Raw genomic sequence first — 23,998 nt, forward strand, 5'->3', positions numbered from 1 at the left:
AGCCCGCCGCGTACGGCACAATTCGCAGAAATCACAGGCGAGTTGGTTCTACCGGGGTGGGAAAGGGCGGCGTTCTCCGTGGCGTTGGACGAGGCGAGGGCGAAGAGTGCGCACGGCGGTGGCTGTACGTGCGGCGACTGCCCGCACGGAGCACACGAAGGACACCGGCGCGCGGTGGCGGCCTTCCTCACCAAACGGGACGAACTCGCCGCCGGGCAGGGGCTGCCCGCCGGTGTCGCCCAGTCCGTGTCCGCGTCCCGCCAATGGGTGTCGGACGAGCTGACCGAGTCGGCCCGCGCCGTCGCCGAGCGGAGCCGCGAGGCCGGTGACGCCTGGCTCCACACGCTCTGGCAGCGCACCCTCGCGGTGGTCTGGGGCGGCGTCGCCCTGCTGGTCATCGGCGAGGCCGTGACCGCGATCGGCGCCGGCTGGTCCACGGCCCGCACCGCGGGCCTGATCGCGGCGCTCGTCACCGCGGGCCTCCTGACCGGTGCGGCCCGCGTCCACCGGGCCCGAGGAGGCCTCCTCGCCCCGCTGATCGGCGAGGACAACCGGCTCTCCACCTCACGCACGGTCGCCGCGTCCTGGGTGCTCCTCGCCGCCTTCGCCGTGCTCGTCCTCGAACTGCAGCTGGCCGGGGCGTCCGACCACGCCGACCGCGACGCCCTGATCGAGGGGCTGGACCTGGTCCGCTCGGCGGGCGTGCTCACCGTGCTCGCGCTGGTGTGCGCCGTCGCCGTCGTCGTACGCCGGGTGGTGACCGTGCGCGTGCTGGCCCAGCGGTTGCAGAAGCTGCGTGCGGACCGGCCCCGGGCGGCCGATCTGCTGACCGACGACTCCGGGCGCGGCAGCTTCACCGATGTGCAGTACGTGCTGGTCAGCGCCGTCGCCGTGCTGTTCGCCGCGGTCCGTCTGGCCCGTCGGCCGGAGCAGCTCCCGGATCTGCCGTGGGGCCTGGCCGTCCTGGTGGCCGTCTCGGCGGCGACGTACTTCGCCGGGAAGTACGCGGAGGGCGGCCGGCCCGTCATCCTGTCGGTCGTCCGGACCCGGGAGGCGGGTGACCTGGACGCCCCCATCCGTACCGGCGACGACATCGAGATCCGCGGTGCCGGATTCGTCCCGCCCGGTGCCGGCAGTCCCGACAGGCTGGCGCGGGTGGTCGTCAGGATCGGCCGGGTGCATGTGCACGTCCCCCTGATCCCGGTCACCGGAGGCTTCGCCAACCCGTCGGACACCGTGCTCACCGTGCCCGTGCCCGTGGAGGTCGAACCCGGCACCGTGGAGGTGCAGGTCGTCACGGCGGCGGGTGTGGAGACGAACTCCTGCCTCATCGACGTCACGGACTGAACCGCGCACCTGGTGAGCGGCGCGGAACCGGCGTACGTATGGTCTGTTGAAGGGCCAACGGAAAGCGGGACAGCGATGAGCGGGTACAGGGGCGGTTCGTACGGACTGGACGAGCCGAGGGGTCTGCGGGACCGGGCGCGGGACCACGCGCTCCTGCCGCTGCGTATCTTCCTCGGCGTCACCTTCGTCTACGCGGGGCTCGACAAGCTCACCGACAGCGCGTTCCTGTCGGCGAGCGGGCCCGGCTCCATCGGCGAGATGATGAACGGCGTACGCGACAGCGCGGCGATCCCCGGCCTCGTCGACCTGGCGCTGAAGAGCCCCGAGGGCTTCGGTTACGCCATCGCGATCGGTGAGCTCCTCGTCGGCCTCGGCACCCTCGCCGGCCTGTGGGCCCGCCTCGCCGCCTTCGGCGGCGCCCTGATCTCGCTGAGCCTGTGGCTGACCGTCAGCTGGCAGAGCACGCCGTACTACTACGGCAACGACCTGGTCTACCTGATGGCCTGGCTGCCGCTGCTGCTGGCGGGCGCGTCGTACTGGTCCCTGGACGCCCTGAGGGGGAGCCGACGCCCGGGGAGGATCTGAGGACCCGGGGAGAGCGGAATCCGGGGAACCGGCCTTCTACGAGGACCCGGTCGCGGCGGACGCCTTCCTCGCCGCACGCCGTCGGCGCAGCCGGTAGTTCACCCAGGTCACCGTGGCCGCGAGCCACAGACCGCCCAGGAAGACGGGGACGAAGAACGTCCATGGGGCGTTCCACGCCCCGGCCGCGTCCGCCGCGTAACCGCCGGCCAGGGTCAGCATGACCAGGCCCGCCACCGCGCGGCCGGGCCGGATCTCATGACGCAGCACGGGTGACCTCCAGCTGTCCGACGCCGATTCCCATACCCAGCTCGATCGTGCCCGTGGACGGGCCGTCCCCGGGGGGAACGATGGTCCGGCGGGTGTGACGGTCGGGGGCGACGTCCACGTCCTTGCGCGGGTCGGACGGGAACCGGACGTCGCCCAGCCCCGCTTCCGCGTCCACCTCCACCGTCACCCCGGCCGGGACGACGACGACCGCCCGGCCGGCCCCGACCTCGACGCGGGTCCGCAGGGTCCCGCCCTTCGGGAGGGCGACCCGGGACAGGTCGAGCCTCGCGTCACCGAGGTCCAGCTTGTACAGGGGCCGGACCGCGGCGGCCGAGGCCGGGCTCCATTCCTCCCGCACCCAGTCCGTGCCGATGTCCCGGGGGACCACGGAGGCCCCTGCCAGGAGCCCCGCCGTGATCATGGCCAGCAGGATCGTGCCGAAGCCGGTCCTGCCGAGGACGGAGGCGAGCAGCAGACCGAGGCCGAACACCCCGAGCGCGGCGGCGAGCCCGGTCTGCAGGCTGGTCCCCAGCGGATGGGACCCCCAGCTCAGCCCCGTGCCCAGACCGCCGGCGACGAGGGCCAGCAGGAAGACGAGACCGGCGATCGAGCGGGGGCCCCGGGTGCCCGGCGCACGGCGGGGAGGGTGGTACGGCGCGTGCGCCGCCCCCTTCCCTTGGGGCTCCGCCTCGGCCACCGCGCTCGCCGGGCCCCACAGATAGCCGGTGCCGGCGGGGCCCGTCGTGCCGTCCTTGACGATCGGATCCCGCCACCAGGACGGGCTGCCCGTCGTGGGCGGTGCCTTCACCTCGGGAGGCGCACCGTGACCGGCGGCGTGCGCCGCGCTCTTCGGAACGTGCGCGGCCGTGCCCTGGGCGTCCTCGTAGGGGGCCGTCCTGCGGTGCTGCGTCCAGACCGAGAAGCCGATCACGGTCAGCGAGAGCATCGCGGCGAACGCGAGCATCCCGCCGTTGTGCAGCATCGACAGCAGCAGCCCGCATCCCACCAGGGCCAGCAGCAGTGCGACCAGCGAGGCGCCCTCGACCCGGCCGGACAGCAGCCGGCGCGCCTCGTTCTCGTCCTCGCCGTCCACGGGGAGCAGCAGCCAGGCGAAGCCGTAGAAGATCAGGCCGATGCCGCCCGTCACCGCGAGGACACCGAGCACGATCCGGAAGATCACCGGGTCCACGTCGCAGTACCGGCCGAGCCCGCCGCACACCCCGGCCACCACCTTCTGCCGCTTGCTGCGCTGCAGCCGCGGTGCCGGTTCGGAGGGCGGAGCGACGCCGGGGGAGGCGTCCTGGGGAACGGTCATGGCTCCATGGTGACGGTCCGTACGCCCTTGTGGGACCCGCGACGACCCTGGCCCGTCCCTGATATTGCGTCCCGGAGGCCCCTGGGGACCCGGGCCGTCCCGCTCCGCCCGGCCGGTCAGGGGCGGCGGAGCCCGTCCCGGGGCCCGGGGCCTCAGGGTCGAGTCCGGGCAGACCCTGATGCCGCGACCCGGCGGAACGTGTGACGATCGGTGCATGCCAGCAGCCACGACGCGAGCCGCGAGCTCCCACGCCCCGGACCCGGAGGAGCCGGCGCCGCGCAAGCTGTACCGCAGCGCCGACGGACGGATGCTCGGCGGTGTCGCGCGCGGGCTCGCCGGGCATCTGGGGCTGCCCGTCGCGTGGGTCCGGTTCGTCTTCCTCGGGCTGTTCTTCGCCGACGGCCTGGGCGCCCTGCTCTACGCCGTGTTCTGGATCGTCGTGCCGCTCGGCGTAGGCGGGGTCGGCGGCGTGGAGACCCGGTCCCTCTTCGAGACCGCGCCGGACGGCCGGCGACGACTGCGCAAGCCCGACAAGGGCCAGGTCTTCGCCCTGGTCGCCCTGCTCGTCGGCGCCGTGACCTTCGTCGGCAACGTCGACATGGGCAGCAAGGCGGACCGCTACGTCTGGCCGGCGCTGCTCATCGGCGCGGGCTCCGTCCTCGTGTGGCGCCAGGCCGACAACGCCCGGCGCGCCCGGTGGATGGAGGTCGGCCGCCGGCGCCGTGTGCTGCACCTGGCCCGCGGACTGGCCGGCGTCGCGCTCGTCGGTCTCGGTCTCGCCGCCTTCATGGTGGTGCGCGGCTCGGCGGCCCAGCTGGGCACCGCGCTGACCGCGGCCATCGCCGTGCTGACCGGCATCGCGCTCCTCGCCGGGCCCTATCTGGTGCGCATGACGCAGGACCTCTCCGAGGAGCGTCTGATGCGCATCCGGGCCCAGGAGCGTGCCGAGGTCGCCGCACACGTCCACGACTCCGTCCTGCACACCCTCACCCTGATCCAGCGCAACGCGGACGACGGCGGTGAGGTCCGCAGGCTCGCCCGCGCCCAGGAGCGCGAGCTGCGCAACTGGCTGTACAACCCCGAGGGCACCGGCAAGGACGAGGCAGAGGAACCGTCGACCCTCGCCGAGGCCGTCAAGCGCGCCGCCGCCGAGGTCGAGGACAAGCACGGGGTCCCGCTGGAGGTCGTGGTCGTCGGCGACTGCCCGCTCGACGAGAGGCTGGCGGCGCAGATGCAGGCCGCACGCGAGGCGATGGTCAACGCCGCCAAGTACGGTGGCGAGGGCGGTGCCGTCCAGGTCTTCGCGGAGGTCGAGGGCCGCACGGTCTTCGTCTCCGTACGGGACCGGGGCCCGGGCTTCGACCTGGATTCCGTCCCGGGCGACAGGATGGGCGTACGAGAATCAATCATCGGCCGGATGCAGCGCAACGGGGGGACGGCGCGCTTGCGTTCGGTGCCCGGCGGGGGCACGGAGGTCGAGCTGGAGATGGAGAGGGCGAGCGAATGACCGAGAACACCGAAGCGACCGGGGGCCCGGAGCGCCGGGTACGCGTCGTGCTCGTCGACGACCACCGGATGTTCCGCACCGGGGTCCAGGCCGAGATCGGCCGTACCGAGGAGACCGGGGTCGAGGTCGTCGGCGAGGCCGCCGACGTCGACCAGGCCGTCACCGTGATCACCGCGACCCGCCCCGAGGTCGTCCTCCTCGACGTCCACCTCCCGGGAGGCGGCGGCGTCGAGGTGCTGCGGCGCTGCGCCCCGATGATGGGCGCGGTCGAGAACCCGGTGCGCTTCCTGGCGCTGTCCGTCTCGGACGCCGCCGAGGACGTCATCGGGGTCATCCGCGGCGGCGCCCGCGGCTATGTCACGAAGACCATCACAGGCGCCGACCTGGTCGACTCCGTCTTCCGTGTCCAGGACGGCGACGCGGTGTTCTCGCCCCGGCTGGCCGGGTTCGTCCTCGACGCCTTCGCCTCGACGGACGCCCCGCCGGTCGACGAGGACCTGGACCGGCTGACGCAGCGCGAGCGCGAGGTGCTGCGGCTGATCGCCCGGGGTTACGCGTACAAGGAGATCGCCAAGCAGCTGTTCATCTCGGTGAAGACGGTCGAGTCCCACGTCTCCGCCGTGCTGCGCAAGCTCCAGCTCTCCAACCGGCACGAGCTGACCCGGTGGGCGACGGCGCGACGGCTGGTCTGAGCCGTACGCGTGCTCAGGCGGGACCGAGCGAGATGTTGAGCTTCTCGCCGGTCCTGCGGTAGCCGACGCCCGCGTAGATCCGCTCGACGTCGGGACCGCCGGGTTCCAGCCACACGGTGTGGAAGCCGCGCTCGAAGGCGGTGCGGGTCAGCCAGGCGGCGAGCGCCGCGCCCACGCCCCGGCGGCGGAAGGCGTCGGCGACGGCCAGGCCCGCCAGTTCGCCGATCCCGTCGGACGGGGTGGAGCAGCCGCCCGCTCCGGCGGGACGTCCGTCCACGGTGGCCAGGGCCGAGACGCCGCCTCCCGCCGTAGCTCCCCGCAGCCAGGCGATCTCGCCGTCCTCGGGCCCGCCCTCGCCGCCGAAGCCGGTGTGCTGGACGGCGGCGGCCGAGGTGAACTCCGCGTCGGTGACGGGCTCGGCGATGCGGAGGCCGTCGACCGGCTTCGCCGCGCGGAGGCCGGCGGCGGTGCAGGCCATGACCGGGGCGCGGTGCTCCACCGTGAACCCCGCCCCCAGCAGGGCGGGTTCGACGGCGGGTGCCCAGGAGGGCAGGAATTCCAGCCGGGGCAGCCGTCCGCGTGAGCGGAACGCCTCGACCAGGTCGGAGACGTCCCTCTCCGTGGGCTCGGCGCCCTGGTCGGGGATGGCGTAGTTGGCGAACTTCAGCTCCCAGTCCGGATTGTGGCGCACCGTGAACGGTCCCACCCGGTAGTGGTCCGGTGAGCTGAGCGTGAGGGTGCGCACGTAGTTCTGGATGGCTGTGTCCATGAGGCCGGGAGCCTATGCGACGCGGGTGGCTCCCGCGAAGGGCATTTCGCTGATCGGCGCGATACGGACGGGGGCTCCGGGGCGCGGGGCGTGGATCATCTGTCCGCCGCCGATGTAGAGCCCGACGTGGGTGACCCCGGGGTAGAAGAACACCAGGTCGCCCGGGGCGAGTTCGGATCGCGAGACGCGCTGTCCGGCGTTGATCTGGGTGTACGTCGTGCGGGGCAGGGACACTCCCGCCGCGCGCCAGGCGGCCATGGTGAGGCCGGAGCAGTCGAAGGACGAGGGGCCGGTGGCCCCCCAGACGTACGGCTTGCCGAGCGCCCCGTAGGCGAAGCCGACGGCCTGGGCCGCGCGCGCGTTGGGGGCGGCGACGGAGCCGCGCGGGGCGCTCCGGTCGGCGCGGGTGGCGCCGCCGCCGTGCGCGGCGTCGGCCGAGCGCTCGTAGCCGGCGCGCTGCTCGGCGGTGAGCGTGGCCAGGAGTTTCCGCGCGTCGGCGAGCTTGGTGCGGACCTCGTCCTTGTGCTTCCGCAGGTCGGCCCGGCGGGAGGCGAGCACCGTGAGCTCGTCCTCGGCCCTGGCGCGCAGCTGGGCGATGTCGCCGATCTGCCGGCGCACCCCGCTGATCGCGCTCGCCTGCCGGTCGCCCGCCCGGTCCTCGTAGGAGGCGCGCTCCAGGTACTGGTCGGGGTCCGAGGAGAGGGCCAGCCGGACGGCGGGGTCGATGCCTGCGCTGCGGTACTGGGCGGTGGCGTACGAGCCGAGGGCGTCACGTGCGGTGTTGAGGCGCTCGGTCCTGCGGGCGGCCTCGTCGCGCAGGGCGTCGAGGGCCTTCTCGGAGGCGGCGGCCTCCTCCTTCGCGCCGTTGTACTTCTCGGTGGCGACCTCGGCGTCGTGGTACAGCCGGTCGACCTGCGCCTCGACCTGGGCCGGGGTGGGCCGGGGGTCCGCCTGGGCGGCACCTTCGAGAGTGGCCGCGGTCGCGGCCCCGGCGAGGGCGAGGGTCGCTGCGGTGCGGGCAGCAGGCCCGGTGAACAGGCGCTGCTTGGGCTTGCGGTGAGCGGCGTCTCGATGGCGGGGCACGGGGGTGGTGCGTCCTTCCGTTCGACTGCCCGTCGGGGATGCCGGCGGGCCCGCCGGGTCCGGCGGCGGGCCACCACAGGGGGGAGCGGCCCGCCGCCGGATTCCTGGCGGGGCGACCGGCACGCCGCCCGGTACGGGGGCGGTGATGCGGAGCCGGTCACCTGGGAGGGACGCTAAACCCGGCGCACAGGGAAGAGGCGTAATGACAGGTATTGCCTGCATGTGCTGTTTCGTTTCTCTCGGATGACCGGAAAAATCAACCGGAGTCCGGCAATTCGCGCAGACCTGGGATGAACTCATCGGTAAGTCGTACCGTGCCGAAGAGTGGTGATATGGCCGCCGTTAGGCTGCGGCCATGGACGTACTCATCAATGTCTTCGTGGCCCTGCACATCATCGGTATCGCCTCCCTGCTGGGCGGCTTCCTGACCCAGATGAAGGCCATGGGGGCGGGTACGGCCCGCTTCGTCCCGGCCATGCTGCACGGCGCGCTCACCATGCTCGTCACGGGCGTCGCCCTGGTCGGACTGAACCAGGCCGACGACCAGAGCGTGAACAACGTCAAGATCGGCGTGAAACTGCTGCTCCTGGTCGTGATCCTGGCGCTCGTCTACGTGAAGCGGGACGACGAGAAGGCGGGCAAGGGCGCGTTCGCCGCGGTCGGCGGGCTGACCGTCGCCAACATCTTCGTCGCCACGCTCTGGACCTGAGCGGAACGGGCGGGCCGGGGCTTGTGCCCCGAACCCGCCCGCCGGTGGTGTCCCGCGCGCTACGCGGGGCGCACGCTGCCGTAGATCGGCATGTAGTAGATCGACTCCTCGCGGACGTTCGCGCCGGGCTTCGGCGCGTGGATCATCATGCCGTCGCCCTTGTAGATGCCGACGTGGCTGATGTCGTCGTAGAAGAAGACCAGGTCCCCCGGCTGCAGATCCGCCGTGGCCACCCGGGTCCCGACCTCGACCTGGTCCCAGGTGGTGCGCGGGAGATCGACACCGGCCGCCTTCCACGCGGCCTGGGTGAGCCCCGAGCAGTCGTACGAGGACGGGCCCGTCGCCCCCCAGACGTACGGCTTGCCGATCTGGGCGCGGGCGAAGGACAGGACCTTCTCGGCCTTCGAGGCGTAGCCGCTGTCGGAGCCTCCCCCGGCCGTGGTGCCGGTGTCCCCTTGCGCCGCCTCCTCCGCGTCGGCCTGCTCGGCCTTCTCCTTCGCGGCGGCCGCCTGCTGCCTGGCCAGCTCCTCGGCCTTGCGCTCGGCCTCGGCCTCCTTCTTGCGCTCCAGCTCCGCGAGCCGTGCCTTCTCCTCGGCGGTGAGCTTCGACAGCAGGCTGCGCGCCTCGGTGAGCTTCGTCTGCACCTGCTGCTTGCTGGTGCGCAGCGTGGCCTGCGACGCGGTGAGTGTCTCCAGGCTCTTCGTCGCCTCGACGCGCTTCTCCGCCGCTTCCTTCTGCTGCGTACGGAAGTCGGCGACCGACTTCTGCTGTTGGCTGGTCATCCGCGCCATCAGCTGGTCCTGGTCGAAGTACGACTGGGGGTCGTCCGCGAGGAAGAACGTGGCCGTCGGGGCGATCGAGCCGCTACGGTACTGCGCGGCCGCGTAGTTGCCCAGCTCGCGGCGCGTCTCGTTGAGCTTGTCGGCCCGCTTCGCCGCCGCCTCCAGGAGCGCGTCCACCTTGGACCGCTGCTCGGCCGAGGCGGTCTTCGCCTGGTTGAACCGCTGCGTCGCGGTGCCGGCCTGGCGGTAGAGGGCGTCGACCTTCTTCTGTACTTCCTCGATGCTGGGCTTCGGCTCGGCGGGAGCAGCCGTCGCGCTCTGCGTGGAGAGCAGGGTGACGGAGGCGAGCGCCGCGGTCGTGAGACCGACGGCGGGGGTGGTGGTGCGCACCCGTGTGCGCGGCTTGCGATGCGACGCCAAGGCCGGCATCTCCTTCCGTGGACCGCCTACCGGGTTGGCGATGGGGGTCCCCCCAGGCCGTTCAGGCACTGGGGGAGGGTTCGGGCGGAACGGAAGGCTGCCCTACGGTCCGGTGGATACGGACCGATTCACCCCGGTGCTGCGTGTGGGTCCCCGGTTCCGGGCTCCCTTCGGGGGAGTACGGATTCGGCGGGGGGCGCCCGTGCGGCGCGGTTCGCCTCAAGGGGGTACGGGGCACCCGTCGGAGCACGCTAGCCAACCCGTGGCGTCCCTGTGAAGGTTGATGTTCGATATGCCCGATACATTTCCGTGACCTTTTCGGAGTGACGGTCCGTGTGGCCGGAACCACCCCCCGAATCTCACGGAACGTGGGCGCCTCCTCGCGTTGTGCGCACGGTTCCCGGCTCTTGTCGCCGATGCGGCCCGGGCTGTCGGTGCGGCCGCCTAGACTCGTGAGGCGATGAGCAGCCTCTTTGACGACAGTTTCCTGACCGGCCTCCAGCAAGCGGAGGACGGCCCCCCGCCGCCCCCCGAGGGGCACGCGCCCGAAGCGGTGCCGGAGGGCCTCTTCGAGGACGTCTTCGACGCCCCTCCGCCGCCGCGTGACGCCTATTACCGCGACGGTGCCCCGCGCCCCGTGGTCGACTCCGCGGCGCTGCTCGACGGGCTGAACACCGAGCAGCGCGCCGCCGTCGTGCACGCCGGGTCCCCGCTGCTCATCGTCGCCGGGGCCGGTTCGGGCAAGACCCGGGTGCTCACCCACCGGATCGCCCACCTCCTGGCGGAGCGCGGGGTGCACCCCGGGCAGATCCTCGCGATCACCTTCACCAACAAGGCCGCCGGCGAGATGAAGGAGCGCGTCGAGGACCTCGTCGGCCCGCGCGCCAACGCCATGTGGGTCATGACGTTCCACAGCGCCTGCGTGCGGATCCTGCGCCGGGAGTCGAAGCGCCTCGGCTTCACCTCGTCGTTCTCGATCTACGACGCCGCCGACTCCAAGCGGCTGATGGCCCTGGTCTGCCGTGATCTGGACCTCGACCCGAAGCGCTACCCGCCGAAGTCGTTCACGGCGAAGGTCTCGAACCTCAAGAACGAGCTGATCGACGAGGAGACCTTCGCCGGACAGGCCGCCGACGGCTTCGAGAAGACGCTGGCCCAGGCCTACGCGCTCTACCAGGCGCGGCTGCGCGAGGCCAACGCCCTCGACTTCGACGACATCATCATGACGACGGTCCACCTGCTCCAGGCGTTCCCCGACGTCGCCGAGCACTACCGCCGTCGCTTCCGGCACGTCATGGTCGACGAGTACCAGGACACCAACCACGCGCAGTACACCCTCGTGCGCGAGCTGGTGGGCCCGGCGGGCGAGGCCGACGCCCCGGGCGAGCTCTGCGTCGTCGGTGACGCGGACCAGTCGATCTACGCCTTCCGCGGCGCGACCATCCGCAACATCCTCCAGTTCGAGGAGGACTATCCGGACGCGACGACGATCATGCTGGAGCAGAACTACCGCTCCACGCAGACGATCCTGTCGGCCGCCAACGCCGTCATCGAGCGCAACGAGAGCCGCCGCCCCAAGAACCTCTGGACGAACGCGGGCACCGGCGCCCGGATCACCGGCTACGTCGCCGACACCGAGCACGACGAGGCGCAGTTCGTCGCCGACGAGATCGACCGGCTGACGGACGCCGGGGACGCGAAGGCGGGCGACGTCGCCGTCTTCTACCGCACCAACGCCCAGTCCCGAGTCTTCGAGGAGATCTTCATCCGCGTCGGACTGCCCTACAAGGTCGTCGGCGGAGTGCGCTTCTACGAGCGCAAGGAGGTCAGGGACGTCCTGGCCTACCTCCGGGTGCTGTCCAACCCCGAGGACACCGTCCCGCTGCGCCGCATCCTCAACGTGCCCAAGCGCGGCATCGGCGACCGGGCCGAGGCGATGATCGACGCCCTCTCGATGCGCGAGAAGATCTCGTTCCCGCAGGCGCTGCGCCGTGTCGACGAGGCCTACGGCATGGCGGCCCGGTCGGCGAACGCCGTGAAGCGGTTCAACACGCTGATGGAGGAGCTCCGCACGATCGTGGAGTCCGGCGCGGGCCCGGCGGTCGTGGTCGAGGCCGTCATGGAGCGGACCGGCTATCTCGCCGAACTCCAGGCGTCCACCGACCCGCAGGACGAGACCCGTATCGAGAACCTCCAGGAGCTCGCCTCCGTCGCTCTCGAATTCGAGCAGGAGCGGGCGGAGGAGGAGGGCTCCGGCACCCTCGCCGAGTTCCTGGAGAAGGTCGCGCTCGTCGCCGACGCCGACCAGATCCCCGACGAGGACGAGGACGGCTCCGGTGTCGTCACGCTGATGACGCTGCACACCGCGAAGGGCCTCGAATTCCCCGTGGTGTTCCTGACGGGCATGGAGGACGGCGTCTTCCCGCACATGCGCGCGCTGGGACAGGTGAAGGAGCTGGAGGAGGAGCGCCGGCTCGCCTACGTCGGCATCACGCGCGCCCGCGAGCGCCTGTACCTGACCCGGGCGGCGATGCGCAGTGCGTGGGGCCAGCCCTCGTACAACCCGCCGTCGCGGTTCCTGGAGGAGATCCCGGACCAGCACCTGGAGTGGAAGCGCAAGGGGCCGATGGCCGCTCCGGCGGGCCCGACGTCCGGCATCACGTCGTCGCTGTCCTCGTCGCGCGCGAAGTCCGGCCCGTCGGGATTCGCGACCCGGCGCACCTCCGAGAAGCCGGTGGTCACCCTGGTCGCGGGGGACCGCGTCACGCACGACCAGTTCGGGCTGGGCACGGTGACGGCGGTCGAGGGCTTCGGCGACCAGGCGAAGGCGACGGTCGATTTCGGGGACGAGCGGCCCAAGAAGCTGCTCCTGCGCTACGCGCCGGTCGAGAAGCTCTGACCGGGCCGCCGCGACGGAAGAGCCCAGGCCCCGGACGTCCCTGCGCGGGACGTCCGGGGCCGGGGCTTTCCCGGGCCGCGGGGCGGAGGGATCAGTACGGGTTGATCCCGTGGCTGCGGAGCCACGGCATCGGGTCGATCGCCGAGCCGCCGCCCGGCCGTACCTCGAAGTGGAGGTGCGGACCGGTGGAGTTGCCGGAGTTCCCCGAGTAGGCGATGACGTCACCGGCCTTGACCGAGCCCGAACGGATCTTGGTGGTGCTGAGGTGGCAGTACCACGTCTCCGTGCCGTCGGCCGCGGTGACGATGGCCATGTTGCCGTAGGCACTGTTCCACTGGGTGCGCACGGTGCCGTCGGTCGCCGCCATCACGGGGGTGCCGTAGGAGACGGGGAAGTCGATGCCCGTGTGCACCGACATCCAGTTCACGCCGGCCTGGCCGTAGGTGGCGCTGAGGCCGTGCTGCTTCACCGGCAGGACGAACTTGGGGCGCGCGGCCTCGCGGCGCGCCGCCTCCTCCTCGCGCTTCTTCTTCTCGGCGGCCTGACGCTCCTTCAGGTCGATGCGCTCCTGGGTGCGGCTGGCCCGGTCGGCGAAGTTCTCGGCGTCGGCGCTGAGGGCGGCGAGCTGGGTGTCCAGCTTGTTGTTGGCCACCGCGGGCTTGACCGTGTCGGCGGCCGCCATGGAGGTGGTCTCGTCCTTCGTCTCCTCGGCGCCGACGCCGCTCACCGAAGCGGCGGCGATGCCCGCGACGCTCATGACGCAGGCGGAGGGGACGGCGACGGTGAGGAGGGCGGAACGCTTCGCGGGGGTGCGTCGCCGGCCCCTGCTCCCACCGCGCGGAGCGGTGGAGCGGCTCACGGGGTGCGCGGCGGCCGCCACGGACGCGGTCTCCGCTGTCACGTCGACGACGTCCGGCAGGGACTCGGGTCCGTCGGCCCCGGGGTGTGATGCGTGGGAGCCCTCGCCGTACGCATCGGTGTACGTGTCGGTGTACGCGTCCGTCTGCGCGGTGCCGGCTTCGGTTCCGGCGTCCTCGGCGTGGTCCAGGGGGCCGGAGGAGTCGGGAGAGCCGTGGAGATCGTGGGAGCCGATGCCGTCGTGCGCGGCGAACTCGGCTGTCTCGTACGGCTCGTAGGAGGCCGACTCGTGTTCGTACGAGGGGTACGACGTCTGTTCGGACGGGTACGCGGGGCTCTCGGGCGTGGCGCCGGTGTTCCAGGCGGTGGCGTCGTAGGCGCCTGTGTCGGCGGCCGCGTAGCTCTCGTACCCCGCCGTCTCGAAGACGGGGGCGGTGTAGGTGCCGGTCGCGTAGGCCGTGGTGTCGAACGTGGTGGTGGGGAAGGCTCCGGTGTCGCCCGCCGTCCACTGCGTGTCCTGGCCGGTCGGGTTCCAGGCCGTGGTGTCCCACTGGCCCGTCGCGTCGGGGAGTCCGGCCTGGGCCGGGATTCCGGCCTCGGGCATCCAGGTGGCGGTCGTGTCGTAGCTCTGGGGCTGGGGCGCCTGCGGGTGGCCCTGGGCGCCGTAGGCGTCGTACGGGGCCTGCTGATGCGCCCCGGTGTCCCACTGGTTCGCGTCGTAGCCGCCGTAACCGCCGTCGTACGCCGGGGCGTAGCCGTCGCCGTACGTGACCTCGTGGCTGGTGTCGTGCTGACCCGGCAGGCTCCCGAAGAGAGGATCGGTGTCGAAGCTGCCGGTGGACTGGCCGTCGTATCCGGCATACCCGGCGTGGGGGTGCTGGTCGTTCACCAACTTCTCTCTCGCCTCGGCAGCAGGACCTGTTCCGGGGTCCGGTGGGGGGATCCCGGGTGCGTGGTGGCCGCGACTGTACCCGGCGGTAGGAGGGCACGACAATCTTCGGAGGCCTCCAGCCCTGTAGGAAACGGGCAATCGGCCGCCTTTCGGGGGACCGGGCGTACATGCTTGGCCCTATGTTCGAAATTCGTTCTATTCGGCGTGCGCTGTGCGGTCGTTCAGCCGCCGGAGATCAGGCGACCGAGGCGGCTCCCGGGGCGGTTCCCGGGGTGCCGACGGCCGCACCGTCGGACTCGAGCGCCTGACGGATCGCGGACGCGACCGCGGGGTGCACCGGAAGGGCCAGGTGGCCGATACCGGTGACACGCACATTCACCGCGTCGAGGTCCGGGTGGTCGACGCAGGCCGTCTCGACGGGGAGCATCACCCGGTCCAGCTCGCTCCAGAAGCTGACGAACCGCGTCCGGCAGCCCGGAGCGGGGCGGCGCAGCTCCTCGATCAGATCGGAGCCGGCGCGCATCTGGCGGACGATGGGGTGGGCGCCCGCCAGCGGGGCGGCGGCCGTGCCGCCGTGCGGCGTACCGAGAGTGACGAGCGTGCGCACCCGGCGGTCCCCGCCGAGCCGCTGCACGTAGTACCGCGCGATGAGGCCGCCGAGACTGTGCCCGACGATGTCGATCTCGCGGTGCCCCGTGCGGGCGCAGATCTCCTCCACATGGCGATCCAGCAGTTCGGCCGCGGTGCGGATGTCGCAGGTCAGGGGTGAGTAGTTGAGCGACTCGAGATGGTGCCAGCCGTGGCGGGCCAGGGAGCGGCGGAGCAGGACGAAGACGGAGCGGTTGTCGATGAACCCGTGCAGCAGGACGACGGGCGGCCGGTCGCCGGCCGCGGTGGGCAGCACGGTGGCTTCGGCCGAACGGGTGATTCCGTCGGTGTCCGGGTCTGCGTCGGTGTCCGGTGCCGGGTGTCCGTCTCCGTCACGGCCGGTGCCGGTGCCTGTGCCGGATGGGGGCGGGGCCGCGGGGGCCCGGCGCTCCGGGGTCAGGCCGGACGGGTAGATGAGCACGTGTCCGGCGAGGATCACCAGCTCCAGCGCGGTGGCCCTGATCAGCGTCGACGACAACCAGGCGGGGCGCAGGCACGGCCTGCGCAGCAGTAGGGGTAGGAAGGACAGGACCTTCATGGCCGACCTCCTGCACTGGCACGCGGGGGAGGCGGCTCCCTGCCCCGTACGCCCTCACGGGAGTCGTCGCGGAGGTGACCGGCGGCCCTGACGCTGCCAGGGCCGTACCACCGTGCCGTGCGGCTGACGGCACGGTGGTACGACGACCTCGTTGCGGCTCCCTGGCGACGCTCCCCGCGCGGCCGGTGGGCCGCACGGTGCCGGGAACGACGCCGGCGAACATGTCCCATGTGTGATTTCCCCCTCCCGGTCCACCGCGAAACGACCATGTGCGGGATGCTGTGGATAACGTTCGTTCACATCACCGGCCCTCCGGGCACGGGAGACGCATGTGGAGGCAGTGATGGGTGTGACCGGTCCGATCCGTGTGGTGGTCGCCAAGCCGGGCCTCGACGGCCATGACCGCGGGGCGAAGGTGATCGCGCGGGCGCTGCGGGACGCGGGTATGGAGGTCATCTACACGGGGCTCCACCAGACCCCCGAGCAGATCGTGGACACGGCGATCCAGGAGGACGCCGACGCCATCGGTCTCTCCATCCTCTCCGGCGCCCACAACACGCTCTTCGCCAAGGTCATCGAGCTGCTCAAGGAGCGCGAGGCGGAGGACATCAAGGTGTTCGGCGGCGGCATCATCCCCGAGGCGGACATCGCTCCGCTCAAGGAGCAGGGCGTCGCGGAGATCTTCACCCCGGGCGCGACGACTGCCTCGATCGTGGACTGGGTCAACGCGCACGTCCGCCAGCCCGCGGGGGCCTGAGCCCGCCGCAGCGGGAGCTGATCCCCGGGTGCTGATCCCGGATCTGCGTACGGGCTGACCGCTGGGAGCGGCGCGTGTGGGAGGTCCTCGGTCGTGCCGTTCCGCGCGTGCCGTTCAGCCTGTGCCGTTCCGCGCGTGCCGTTCAGCCCCGCCGTCGTCTGCCAGCTCCGCGTCCATGGCGGCGCGCAGCCGCAGGGTGGAGACGAGGCGCTGGAAGGCCTCCGACCAGTAGCCCCCGGCCCCCGGCGAAGCACCTTCCGGTTCGTCGGGAGTGGTGGTCAGCACCGCGAGCCGGTCCGCCTCGGCAGGGTTCAGGCAGCGCTCGGCCAGGCCCATCACCCCGCTGAAGCTCCAGGGGTAACTCCCCGCGTCCCGGGCGATGTCCAGTGCGTCGACCACGGCCCGGCCGAGCGGCCCGTCCCAGGGCACGGAGCAGACGCCCAACAGCTGGAAGGCCTCGGACAGGCCGTGCGCGGCTATGAAACCGGCGACCCAGAGCGCCCGTTCGGCCGAGGGCAGGGTGGCGAGGAGCTGGGAGCGCTCCGCCAGCGAGGCCGTCCCCGGGCCGTCCGCCGGCGGTGTCGCGGGGGTGCCGAGCAGCGCCCGCGCCCACGCGGGGTCCCGTTGCCGCACCGCGGCGCGGCACCAGGCGGCGTGCAGCTCACCTGCCCAGCCGTCGGCGACCGGCAGTGTGACGAGCTCGCGGGCCGTCCGGCCGTCGAACCTGTCCCGCCAGACGTCCAGCGGGGTGGCCTCCACCAACTGGCCCAGCCACCACGACCGTTCGCCGCGCCCCGAGGGCGGTACGGGGACCACGCCGTCCCGCTGCATCGCCGCGTCGCACTCGTGCGGCGCCTCCACGGCGACGGAGACGGCACCTCCCGTACGGTCGGGATTCACGCAGGACATGGCGCGGTCGGCCATCCGGAGGGCGAGCGCCGAACCGGGCAGCGCGGAGAGCAGTTCGGCCGCCGTCGCGCGCACGTTGCGGCTGCGGTCCGTCAGGGCGTCCTCCAGGAACGCCTCGTCGGCCCCGGAGAGGCCTGAGCGCAGGGAATCGAGGAACATCAGCCGGTCCTCCGCCCTCTCCGCGGACCACGTGGCGGCGAGCAGGGACCGGGCCGCGGAGGCATCCCGCTCCCGCAGCGCCCCGAGCAGGGCCACCCGTTCGGCGAAGAGGCCCTCCTCCCAGAGCCTGCGCACCGCTTCCGGGTCGGCCGTGTCGGGTCGCCTGGCACCGCGTGCATCGGCACGCAGCGCGAACCTCCACTCCGGATTCAGCCCGGCCAGCCAGAGCCCGCGCGGCCCGGCGAAGGCGAGGACGTGCGGGCGCAGGTCCGTGCGCGCCCGCGCCGCGTCCAGCAGGGCGGGCAGCAGCTCCGCCGGCGCCCGGTAGCCCCGCGCACCGGCGGAGGCCAGCCACTGGGGGATGAGCTCGGTGAGATCGGGGGCCGTGCCCCGGCGTCCCCCGCCGGGCGGGACCGAGCGGTCGGCGAGCAGCTGGGCGAGCCGGCGGCGGGCGGCACGGGGCAGCGGCGGACGGAGGTCGGCGGGTGCGGGCTCCGGTGGGGCGGCCCCGGTGGCAGGACGCAGAGCCGCCCGGCGCCACACGGTGTGCACCGCCGCCGCGTCGAGCAGCGCCGCCGGCCCGAGCGCGGCCCCGTCCTCCGCCCGGAGAGGGCGCCGGTCGGTGCCGAGCAGGGCCGAGGTGACGAGGTCCTCCCAGGGGGTGTCCACGGGCACGCCGGTGGTCGTGGCGGTGGTGGGCATCGGGTCCCTTCCGGTGGTCCGGCAAGCGCGGGTCGAGGAATGCGGTCGGTCGAGGAATGCGGTGGGTCGGGAGGAAGTGGTCGGCCGGGGCACGTGGTGAGGTGAGGAATTCGGTGGATGGACGAGGTCGGGGCGGTCGGGTCGAGCAGTGGCCCGCGTCAGACGAGCGCCACGGCCGTGCCCGCGCCGATGTCGTCCGATGCCTCCGGGCACCAGGCCGCGAGCGGGTCGAAACCGCGGTGTCCGCACTCGCCGAACACCGTCAGGGGGCTGCCGCCGGAGAGGGCGACGAGCTTCCACAGGCCCGGCCGGGACAGCGCCGGGGGTGCGATCGGCAGGGCGGATCCGTCCGCCGCGCCGATCAGCTGCCAGCCGTCCCCGGACGGCGCGGGTATGACGTCGCGCAGGATGGCCGGCCAGGCGTCCAGCCAGGGGTCGTCCCGCAGGGCACGCCCGTACGCGCCGAGGGCATCGGCCGTCGTGCCGCCGTGCTGCGGAGCCGCCGTGACGACGGGATCACCGAACTGCCTTCCCAGCTCCGCCCGCAGTCCTCCGCCGCCGGGGTACGGCGTCACCTCGGCGTCGATCACGGTGCCCACCGGCAGCGTCCGGGCCGGGGCGCGCCCTGGCGCGCCGTAGGACAGCAGGAGCGCCGTCCGCCCCGACTCCTCGCCGTACAGCCAGATACGGCGGGTGGTGATCCTGCCGTCCGGTGTGTCGTACTGCGCGAGGACCGTCCAGCGGTCGCGCACGGCAGGCCCCTCGGCGGAGGCCGTCAGCCCCACTCTCGTACGGACCGTCGCCGCCAGCGGACCGGGCAGCCGGTCGAGCCTCAGCCAGGCCGAGTCCAGCAGATGCAGGAGCGCGCACTCCTCGAGCAGCCGCACCGGCCAGCCGGGCCCCGACGCGGACACGGACCCCAACTCACGCAGCCGGTGCGCGAGTCCGGGCGCCTGGGCGTCGACCATGCGTGCCGCGGTCTCCTCCCACAGCCCGTACTCCGGCCGGTCCGTCGCGGCGAGCCCGCCGCGGAGCAGATCGGCGAGACGCTGCTCCAGCTCCTGCGCACCGCCCGTGACGCGCTCGGCCCTGCGGCCGGCGCGACGGGCCGCCGCGGCCCGGCTCGCGGAGTCCCCGGACGGCCTGTCCACCGCGCGCGACGCCTCGTCAGGAGCGCTTTCCGGCTCCTGATCCGCCGTGCCCGACACCTCGTCGAAGCCGGGCGCCGGCACCCGGCCCGCCGTCCGACGCTCCACCGGGCCCGTGGGACGCCCGGTCTCTCCCCCGTGAGATAGCACCATGGAACCGACGGTAGAGGGAGCCACTGACAATGGGCCCCGGCCGCTGGCCGGAGCCGATTGTCAGTGCCGTGGTGCACGGTGGAAACCGCATCGGATCGACCGATCCGGAGGGGGATCCATGACCGTGTCCGTACAGACCGACGCAGCCGGCGGCGACGTCCTGAGGCCGCATGCCGAGCACGCCTTCGCGGGTGAGCTCAAGGCGCTCGCCGCCGCCGACGACCGTCCCAGGCCCGCCCGTTGGAAGCTCTCGCCCTGGGCCGTCTCCACCTACCTGCTGGGCGGGACGCTCCCCGACGGCACGCTGATCACACCGAAGTACGTGGGGCCGCGCCGCCTCGTCGAGGTCGCCGTGACCACACTCGCCACGGACCGGGCCCTACTGCTCCTCGGCGTCCCGGGGACCGCCAAGACATGGGTCTCCGAACATCTCGCCGCAGCCGTCAGCGGGGACTCGACCCTGCTCGTCCAGGGCACGGCGGGCACCCCCGAGGAAGCGGTCCGCTACGGATGGAACTACGCGCGGCTGCTGGCCGACGGGCCCAGCCGCGCGGCCCTGGTGCCGAGCCCGGTCATGCGGGCCATGGCCGACGGCATGACCGCCCGCATCGAGGAGCTCACCCGCATCCCCGCAGACGTGCAGGACGCACTCATCACGATCCTTTCGGAGAAGACGCTGCCCGTCCCGGAGCTGGGACAGGAGGTCCAGGCGGTCCGGGGCTTCAACCTCGTCGCCACGGCCAACGACCGGGACCGCGGGGTCAACGAGCTCTCCAGCGCCCTGCGCCGCCGCTTCAACACCGTCGTGCTGCCCCTGCCCGCGACCCCCGAGGCCGAGGTGGACATCGTGTCCCGGCGCGTGGCCCAGATCGGACGGGCGCTCGACCTGCCCCCCGCGCCCGACGGCATGGCCGAGATCCGGCGCGTCGTCACGGTCTTCCGTGAACTGCGGGACGGCATCACCACGGACGGCCGCACCACCCTCAAGTCGCCTTCCGGGACGCTGTCCACAGCCGAGGCCATCTCCGTCGTCACCGGAGGTCTCGCGCTCGCCGCCCACTTCGGCGACGGGGTCCTGCGCCCCGGGGACGTCGCGGCGGGCGTTCTGGCGGCCGTGGTCCGCGACCCTGCCGCCGACCGGGTGGTCTGGCAGGAGTACGTGGAGACCGTCGTCCGCGAGCGGGACGGCTGGAAGGACTTCTACCGCGCCTGCCGTGAGGCCGCCGCATGACCCCTCGTACCGTGGGGCGCGCCCCTGCGAACGGTCCGCTGCTCCTGGGGGTCCGTCACCACGGCCCCGGCTCCGCCCGCGCGGTCCTGGCGGCCCTGGAATCCGCCCGGCCGAGCGCGGTGCTCGTCGAGGGGCCGCCCGAGGGCGACGCCCTGCTGCCGCTCGCCGCGCACGGCAGGATGCGTCCGCCGGTCGCGCTGCTCGCCCACGCCGTGGACGATCCGGGGCGCGCCGCGTTCTGGCCGATGGCCGAGTTCTCGCCCGAGTGGGTGGCGATCCGCTGGGCCCTGTCGCACGAGGTCCCCGTGCGCTTCGTGGACCTGCCGGCCGCGCACTCACTGGCGCTGACGGACCGGCAGCAGGCAGGTGTCGAGAAGGAGGGGAAGGACCCTGGCATCGACCCGATCGGCATCCTCGCCGGGGCCGCCGGTCACGACGACCCCGAGCGCTGGTGGGAGGACGTCGTCGAGCACCGTGCGGCGGACGGCGCTCCGGCCGACCCGTGTGCCCCGTTCGCCGCGCTCGCCGAGGCGATGACGGCGCTGCGTGAGGCGCACGGGGACGGGGGGCATCCGCAGGACGCCGTCCGGGAGGCCGCCATGCGCCTCCAGCTGCGCGCCGCCCGCAAGGAGTTCGGCGACGGCTTCGCCGTGGTCTGCGGCGCGTGGCACGTGCCCGCGCTCACCGCGAGGACGACGGTCGCCGCGGACCGGGCCCTCCTCAAGGGGATGCCCAAGGTCAGGGCGGAGCTGACCTGGGTGCCCTGGACCCATCGCCGGCTCGCCCGGTACAGCGGATACGGCGCGGGGATCGAGTCGCCCGGCTGGTACGGGCACCTGTTCGGCGCACCCGACCGGCCCGTCGAGCGCTGGATGACGAAGGCCGCCGGGCTGCTGCGCGCTTCGGACAGGGCCGTGTCCTCGGCGGATGTCATCGAGGCCGTCCGGCTCGCCGAGACCCTGGCGGCCCTGCGGGGCCGCCCGGCCGTCGGTCTGGACGAGGCCACCGACGCGGTCAGGGCTGTCATGTGCGGGGGCTCCGACGTGCCGCTCGCCCTCGTGCGGGACCGGCTCGTCGTCGGCGAGATCCTCGGCGAGGTCCCGGAGACCGCCCCCGCCGTGCCCCTCCAGCGCGACCTGGACAGGCAGCAGCGGGCCCTGAGGCTGAGACCGGAGGCGGAGAAGCGCGAGCTGGAGCTCGACCTGCGCAAGGAGACCGACGCGGCCCGCAGCAGACTGCTGCACCGGTTGCGGCTCCTCGGAGTGGACTGGGGCGAACCGGCCGCGGGCCGGGGAAGCACGGGGACGTTCCGGGAGAGCTGGCGGCTGCGCTGGGAGCCCGAGCTGTTCGTCCGGACCGCCGAAGCCGGGGTGTGGGGCACCACCGTGCTGGGCGCCGCGACCGCCAGGGCCGAGTCGGACGCCGTGTCGGCCTCGTCGCTCGCCCGGGTCACGGCGCTCGCCGAGCAGTGCCTCCTGGCCGGCCTGCCCGAGGCGCTGCCCGTCGTGATGAGGGCCCTCGCCGACCGGGCCGCCCTCGACGCGGACGTCGGCCACCTCGCCGACGCACTGCCCGCCCTGGCCCGCTCCCTGCGGTACGGGGACGTGCGGGCCACCGACACCACCGCCCTGGGCGAGGTGGCCGTCGGCCTCGCCGAGCGCGTCTGCGTGGGCCTGCCGTCCGCCTGCACCGGCCTCGACGCGGACGCCGCCGCCGAGGCGCACCGCCGGATGGACGGCGTGCACACCGCGATCGCGCTGCTCGCGGGCGCCGTGCGGGCGGACGGACTGCCCGAACGGTGGGCCGCCGTCCTGCGCACGCTGTCCGGCGGCGACGCGGTCGCCGGCGTGATCAGGGGCCGCGCCACGCGGCTGCTCCTGGACGACGGGCGGCTCTCCGGGAGCGACGCCGCACGTGTCATGGGACTGGCCCTCTCGCCCGGGACGGCGCCCGCCGGCGCGGCGGCCTGGATCGAGGGCTTCGTGGGCGGAGCGGCGGGCGGCGGCCTGCTGCTCGTCCACGACGAACGGCTCCTCGGGCTCGTCGACACCTGGCTCACGGGTGTACCGGCCGACGCGTTCACCGACGTACTGCCCCTGGTGCGCCGCACGTTCTCGGCCTACGAGCCCGGTGTGCGTCGCACGCTGGGCGAACTCGTCCGCCGCGGCCCGGGCGCCGGCACCGCGCGCGGCGAGCGCGGGGAGGGCGTACCCGCTGCGCCCGGCTTCGGCGAAGCACTCGACGAGGAGCGCGCGGACGCGGTGGTCCCGGTGCTCCGGTTGCTGCTCGGCGCGGACGGCCCGGACGGAGCGGTCGGAGCGGTCGGCCCGGCGGGAGTGGCGGTGACCGGATGAGCACGGACCGCGCGGACACCAGGGAAGAGGAGAGCGCGATGGACGGGACACCCGCCGACGACGAGCGGCTGCGGCGCTGGCGCATGGTGCTCGGAGCGGACGGCGCCGAGAGCACGGGCCGTGAGCTCACCGGACGTGACGCGGCGATGGACGGAGCGCTGACCGCGCTGTACGGCGGGAGGAAGCCGGGCGGCCGGGGCGGGGGCGAGCGTTCCGCCGGGCTCGGGGCCTCCGCCCCGGCCATGGCCCGCTGGCTGGGCGACATCCGTACGTACTTCCCGAGCTCCGTCGTCCAGGTCATGCAGCGCGACGCGATCGACCGCCTCGGGCTCGCCGCCCTGCTGCTGGAGCCGGAGATGCTGGAGGCCGTCGAGCCCGACGTGCACCTGGTCGGCACCCTGCTCTCGCTCGGCCGAGCCATGCCGGAGACGACGAAGGAGACGGCCCGGGCCGTCGTACGCAAGGTCGTCGAGGACCTGGAGCGACGGCTGGCCACGCGCACGAGGGCGACGCTCACCGGCGCGCTGGACCGCTCCGCCCGGGCCCGTCGGCCGCGCCACCGGGACATCGACTGGGACCGTACGATCCGGGCCAACCTCGGGAACTACGTGCCCGTGCCCGGCCGCGAGGGGTCCGGCACGGTGGTGCCCGAGCGCCTCGTCGGATACGGGCGGGCGGACCGGTCGGTGAAGAAGGAGGTCATCCTCTGTGTCGACCAGTCGGCGTCCATGGCCGCGTCCGTCGTCCACGCCGCGGTCTTCGGCGCGGTGCTCGCCTCGATGCGGACCGTCTCGACCCGGCTCGTCGTGTTCGACACGGCCGTCGTCGATCTCACCGACCAGCTCGACGACCCGGTCGACGTCCTGTTCGGCACCCGGCTCGGCGGCGGGACGGACATCAACCGCGCCCTCGCCTACTGCCAGTCGAGGATCACCCGTCCGGCGGACACCGTCGTCGTCCTCATCAGCGATCTCCACGAGGGAGGGATCCGCGACGAGATGGTCCGACGGGCCGCCGCGATGACCGCGTCCGGCGTGGGTCTCGTGACCCTGCTCGCGCTCTCCGACGAGGGCGCACCCTCCTACGACCGGGCGCACGCGGCCGCGCTGGCGGCGCTCGGCGCACCGGCCTTCGCCTGCACTCCGGACCTCTTTCCCGAGGTCATGGCGGCGGCGATCGAGAGGCGGCCCCTGCCGGTGCCGGACACCGGCCGGTGACACCGCCGCCCGGCTCCCGCCGCCGGGCCGGGGCCGTCCGGATCACACCGCGGACGT

19 protein-coding genes are annotated in these 23,998 nt (G+C 73.3%); 10 read left to right on the forward strand and 9 right to left on the reverse strand.

The annotated features are described in order from the left end of the window. Positions 1-78: 78 nt before the first annotated feature. Entirely contained in the window at positions 79-1,347 is a 1,269-nt protein-coding gene (locus OG488_RS22980) for a hypothetical protein (protein ID WP_329231955.1), read from the forward strand. Positions 1,348-1,422: 75 nt separating this feature from the next. After that, a complete protein-coding gene (locus tag OG488_RS22985) occupies positions 1,423-1,932 on the forward strand; it encodes a DoxX family protein (RefSeq protein ID WP_329231957.1) in 510 nt (169 codons plus the stop codon). A gap of 36 nt (positions 1,933-1,968) precedes the next feature. On the opposite strand, the gene OG488_RS22990 is transcribed toward OG488_RS22985, so the two are convergent. After that, a complete protein-coding gene (locus OG488_RS22990; protein WP_329231959.1) occupies positions 1,969-2,199 on the reverse strand; it encodes a hypothetical protein in 231 nt (76 codons plus the stop codon). Further along, positions 2,186-3,514, reverse strand: coding sequence for a PspC domain-containing protein (locus OG488_RS22995; RefSeq protein WP_329231961.1), 1,329 nt, complete (start codon positions 3,512-3,514; stop codon positions 2,186-2,188). The genes OG488_RS22990 and OG488_RS22995 overlap by 14 nt, the downstream gene beginning before the upstream one ends. A gap of 214 nt (positions 3,515-3,728) precedes the next feature. Here OG488_RS22995 and OG488_RS23000 point away from each other — a divergent pair, with 214 nt between their 5' ends. Next, positions 3,729-5,021: a PspC domain-containing protein gene (locus OG488_RS23000; RefSeq protein ID WP_329231963.1), complete on the forward strand. Its 1,293-nt coding sequence runs from the start codon at positions 3,729-3,731 to the stop codon at positions 5,019-5,021. Further along, complete coding sequence (locus OG488_RS23005) at positions 5,018-5,713, forward strand: LuxR C-terminal-related transcriptional regulator (protein ID WP_103516958.1); 696 nt, start codon at positions 5,018-5,020, stop codon at positions 5,711-5,713. The genes OG488_RS23000 and OG488_RS23005 overlap by 4 nt, the downstream gene beginning before the upstream one ends. Positions 5,714-5,726: 13 nt before the next feature. Here OG488_RS23005 and OG488_RS23010 read toward each other — a convergent pair whose 3' ends face one another. Both OG488_RS23010 and OG488_RS23015 read right to left on the reverse strand, forming a co-directional pair. Further along, positions 5,727-6,482 (reverse strand): GNAT family N-acetyltransferase, encoded by a 756-nt coding sequence (locus OG488_RS23010; RefSeq protein ID WP_329231967.1) that lies wholly within the window; start codon positions 6,480-6,482, stop codon positions 5,727-5,729. 12 nt (positions 6,483-6,494) lie between these two features. Then, the gene (locus tag OG488_RS23015) at positions 6,495-7,565 is read right to left on the reverse strand and encodes a C40 family peptidase (protein WP_329231970.1); all 1,071 of its coding nucleotides are present in this window, start codon (positions 7,563-7,565) and stop codon (positions 6,495-6,497) included. Positions 7,566-7,920: 355 nt separating this feature from the next. On the opposite strand from OG488_RS23015, the gene OG488_RS23020 reads away from it, so the two are divergent. Continuing rightward, positions 7,921-8,274 carry a hypothetical protein gene (locus tag OG488_RS23020; protein WP_329231972.1) on the forward strand — a complete coding sequence of 118 codons (354 nt, stop codon included), beginning with the start codon at positions 7,921-7,923 and terminating at the stop codon, positions 8,272-8,274. Positions 8,275-8,333: 59 nt separating this feature from the next. Here the strand turns inward: OG488_RS23020 and OG488_RS23025 are convergent, their stop codons facing one another. Next, positions 8,334-9,485, reverse strand: coding sequence for a C40 family peptidase (locus OG488_RS23025; protein ID WP_329231974.1), 1,152 nt, complete (start codon positions 9,483-9,485; stop codon positions 8,334-8,336). Positions 9,486-9,936: 451 nt separating this feature from the next. On the opposite strand from OG488_RS23025, the gene pcrA reads away from it, so the two are divergent. Next, entirely contained in the window at positions 9,937-12,375 is a 2,439-nt protein-coding gene (gene pcrA / locus OG488_RS23030; RefSeq protein ID WP_329231976.1) for a DNA helicase PcrA, read from the forward strand. 91 nt (positions 12,376-12,466) lie between these two features. On the opposite strand, the gene OG488_RS23035 is transcribed toward pcrA, so the two are convergent. After that, positions 12,467-14,122, reverse strand: coding sequence for a M23 family metallopeptidase (locus OG488_RS23035; RefSeq protein ID WP_329231978.1), 1,656 nt, complete (start codon positions 14,120-14,122; stop codon positions 12,467-12,469). Between the two features lie 238 nt (positions 14,123-14,360). Further along, positions 14,361-15,311 (reverse strand): esterase/lipase family protein, encoded by a 951-nt coding sequence (locus tag OG488_RS23040; protein ID WP_329231980.1) that lies wholly within the window; start codon positions 15,309-15,311, stop codon positions 14,361-14,363. A 343-nt stretch (positions 15,312-15,654) separates the two neighbouring features. Between OG488_RS23040 and OG488_RS23045 the strand changes: the two genes are divergently transcribed. Next, positions 15,655-16,068, forward strand: coding sequence for a cobalamin B12-binding domain-containing protein (locus tag OG488_RS23045; protein ID WP_329231982.1), 414 nt, complete (start codon positions 15,655-15,657; stop codon positions 16,066-16,068). A gap of 114 nt (positions 16,069-16,182) precedes the next feature. Here the strand turns inward: OG488_RS23045 and OG488_RS23050 are convergent, their stop codons facing one another. Continuing rightward, positions 16,183-17,838, reverse strand: a complete 1,656-nt coding sequence (locus OG488_RS23050; RefSeq protein ID WP_329231985.1) for a DUF5691 domain-containing protein — start codon at positions 17,836-17,838, stop codon at positions 16,183-16,185. A 158-nt stretch (positions 17,839-17,996) separates the two neighbouring features. Further along, the gene (locus OG488_RS23055) at positions 17,997-19,139 is read right to left on the reverse strand and encodes a hypothetical protein (protein WP_443074239.1); all 1,143 of its coding nucleotides are present in this window, start codon (positions 19,137-19,139) and stop codon (positions 17,997-17,999) included. 118 nt (positions 19,140-19,257) lie between these two features. Between OG488_RS23055 and OG488_RS23060 the strand changes: the two genes are divergently transcribed. Genes OG488_RS23060 through OG488_RS23070 form a run of 3 tightly spaced genes read left to right on the forward strand, consistent with a single transcriptional unit; the run spans position 19,258 to position 23,941 of the window. Further along, on the forward strand, positions 19,258-20,370 hold the full coding sequence (locus OG488_RS23060) for an ATP-binding protein (RefSeq protein WP_329231989.1): 1,113 nt from the start codon (positions 19,258-19,260) through the stop codon (positions 20,368-20,370). Further along, positions 20,367-22,724, forward strand: coding sequence for a DUF5682 family protein (locus OG488_RS23065; protein ID WP_329231991.1), 2,358 nt, complete (start codon positions 20,367-20,369; stop codon positions 22,722-22,724). Before OG488_RS23060 ends, OG488_RS23065 begins: the two co-directional genes overlap by 4 nt. Next, on the forward strand, positions 22,721-23,941 hold the full coding sequence (locus OG488_RS23070) for a VWA domain-containing protein (protein ID WP_329231993.1): 1,221 nt from the start codon (positions 22,721-22,723) through the stop codon (positions 23,939-23,941). Before OG488_RS23065 ends, OG488_RS23070 begins: the two co-directional genes overlap by 4 nt. The last annotated feature ends 57 nt before the right edge of the window (positions 23,942-23,998 follow it).

It is taken from the genome of Streptomyces sp. NBC_01460, from assembly GCF_036227405.1.
Lineage (GTDB): Bacteria > Actinomycetota > Actinomycetes > Streptomycetales > Streptomycetaceae > Streptomyces.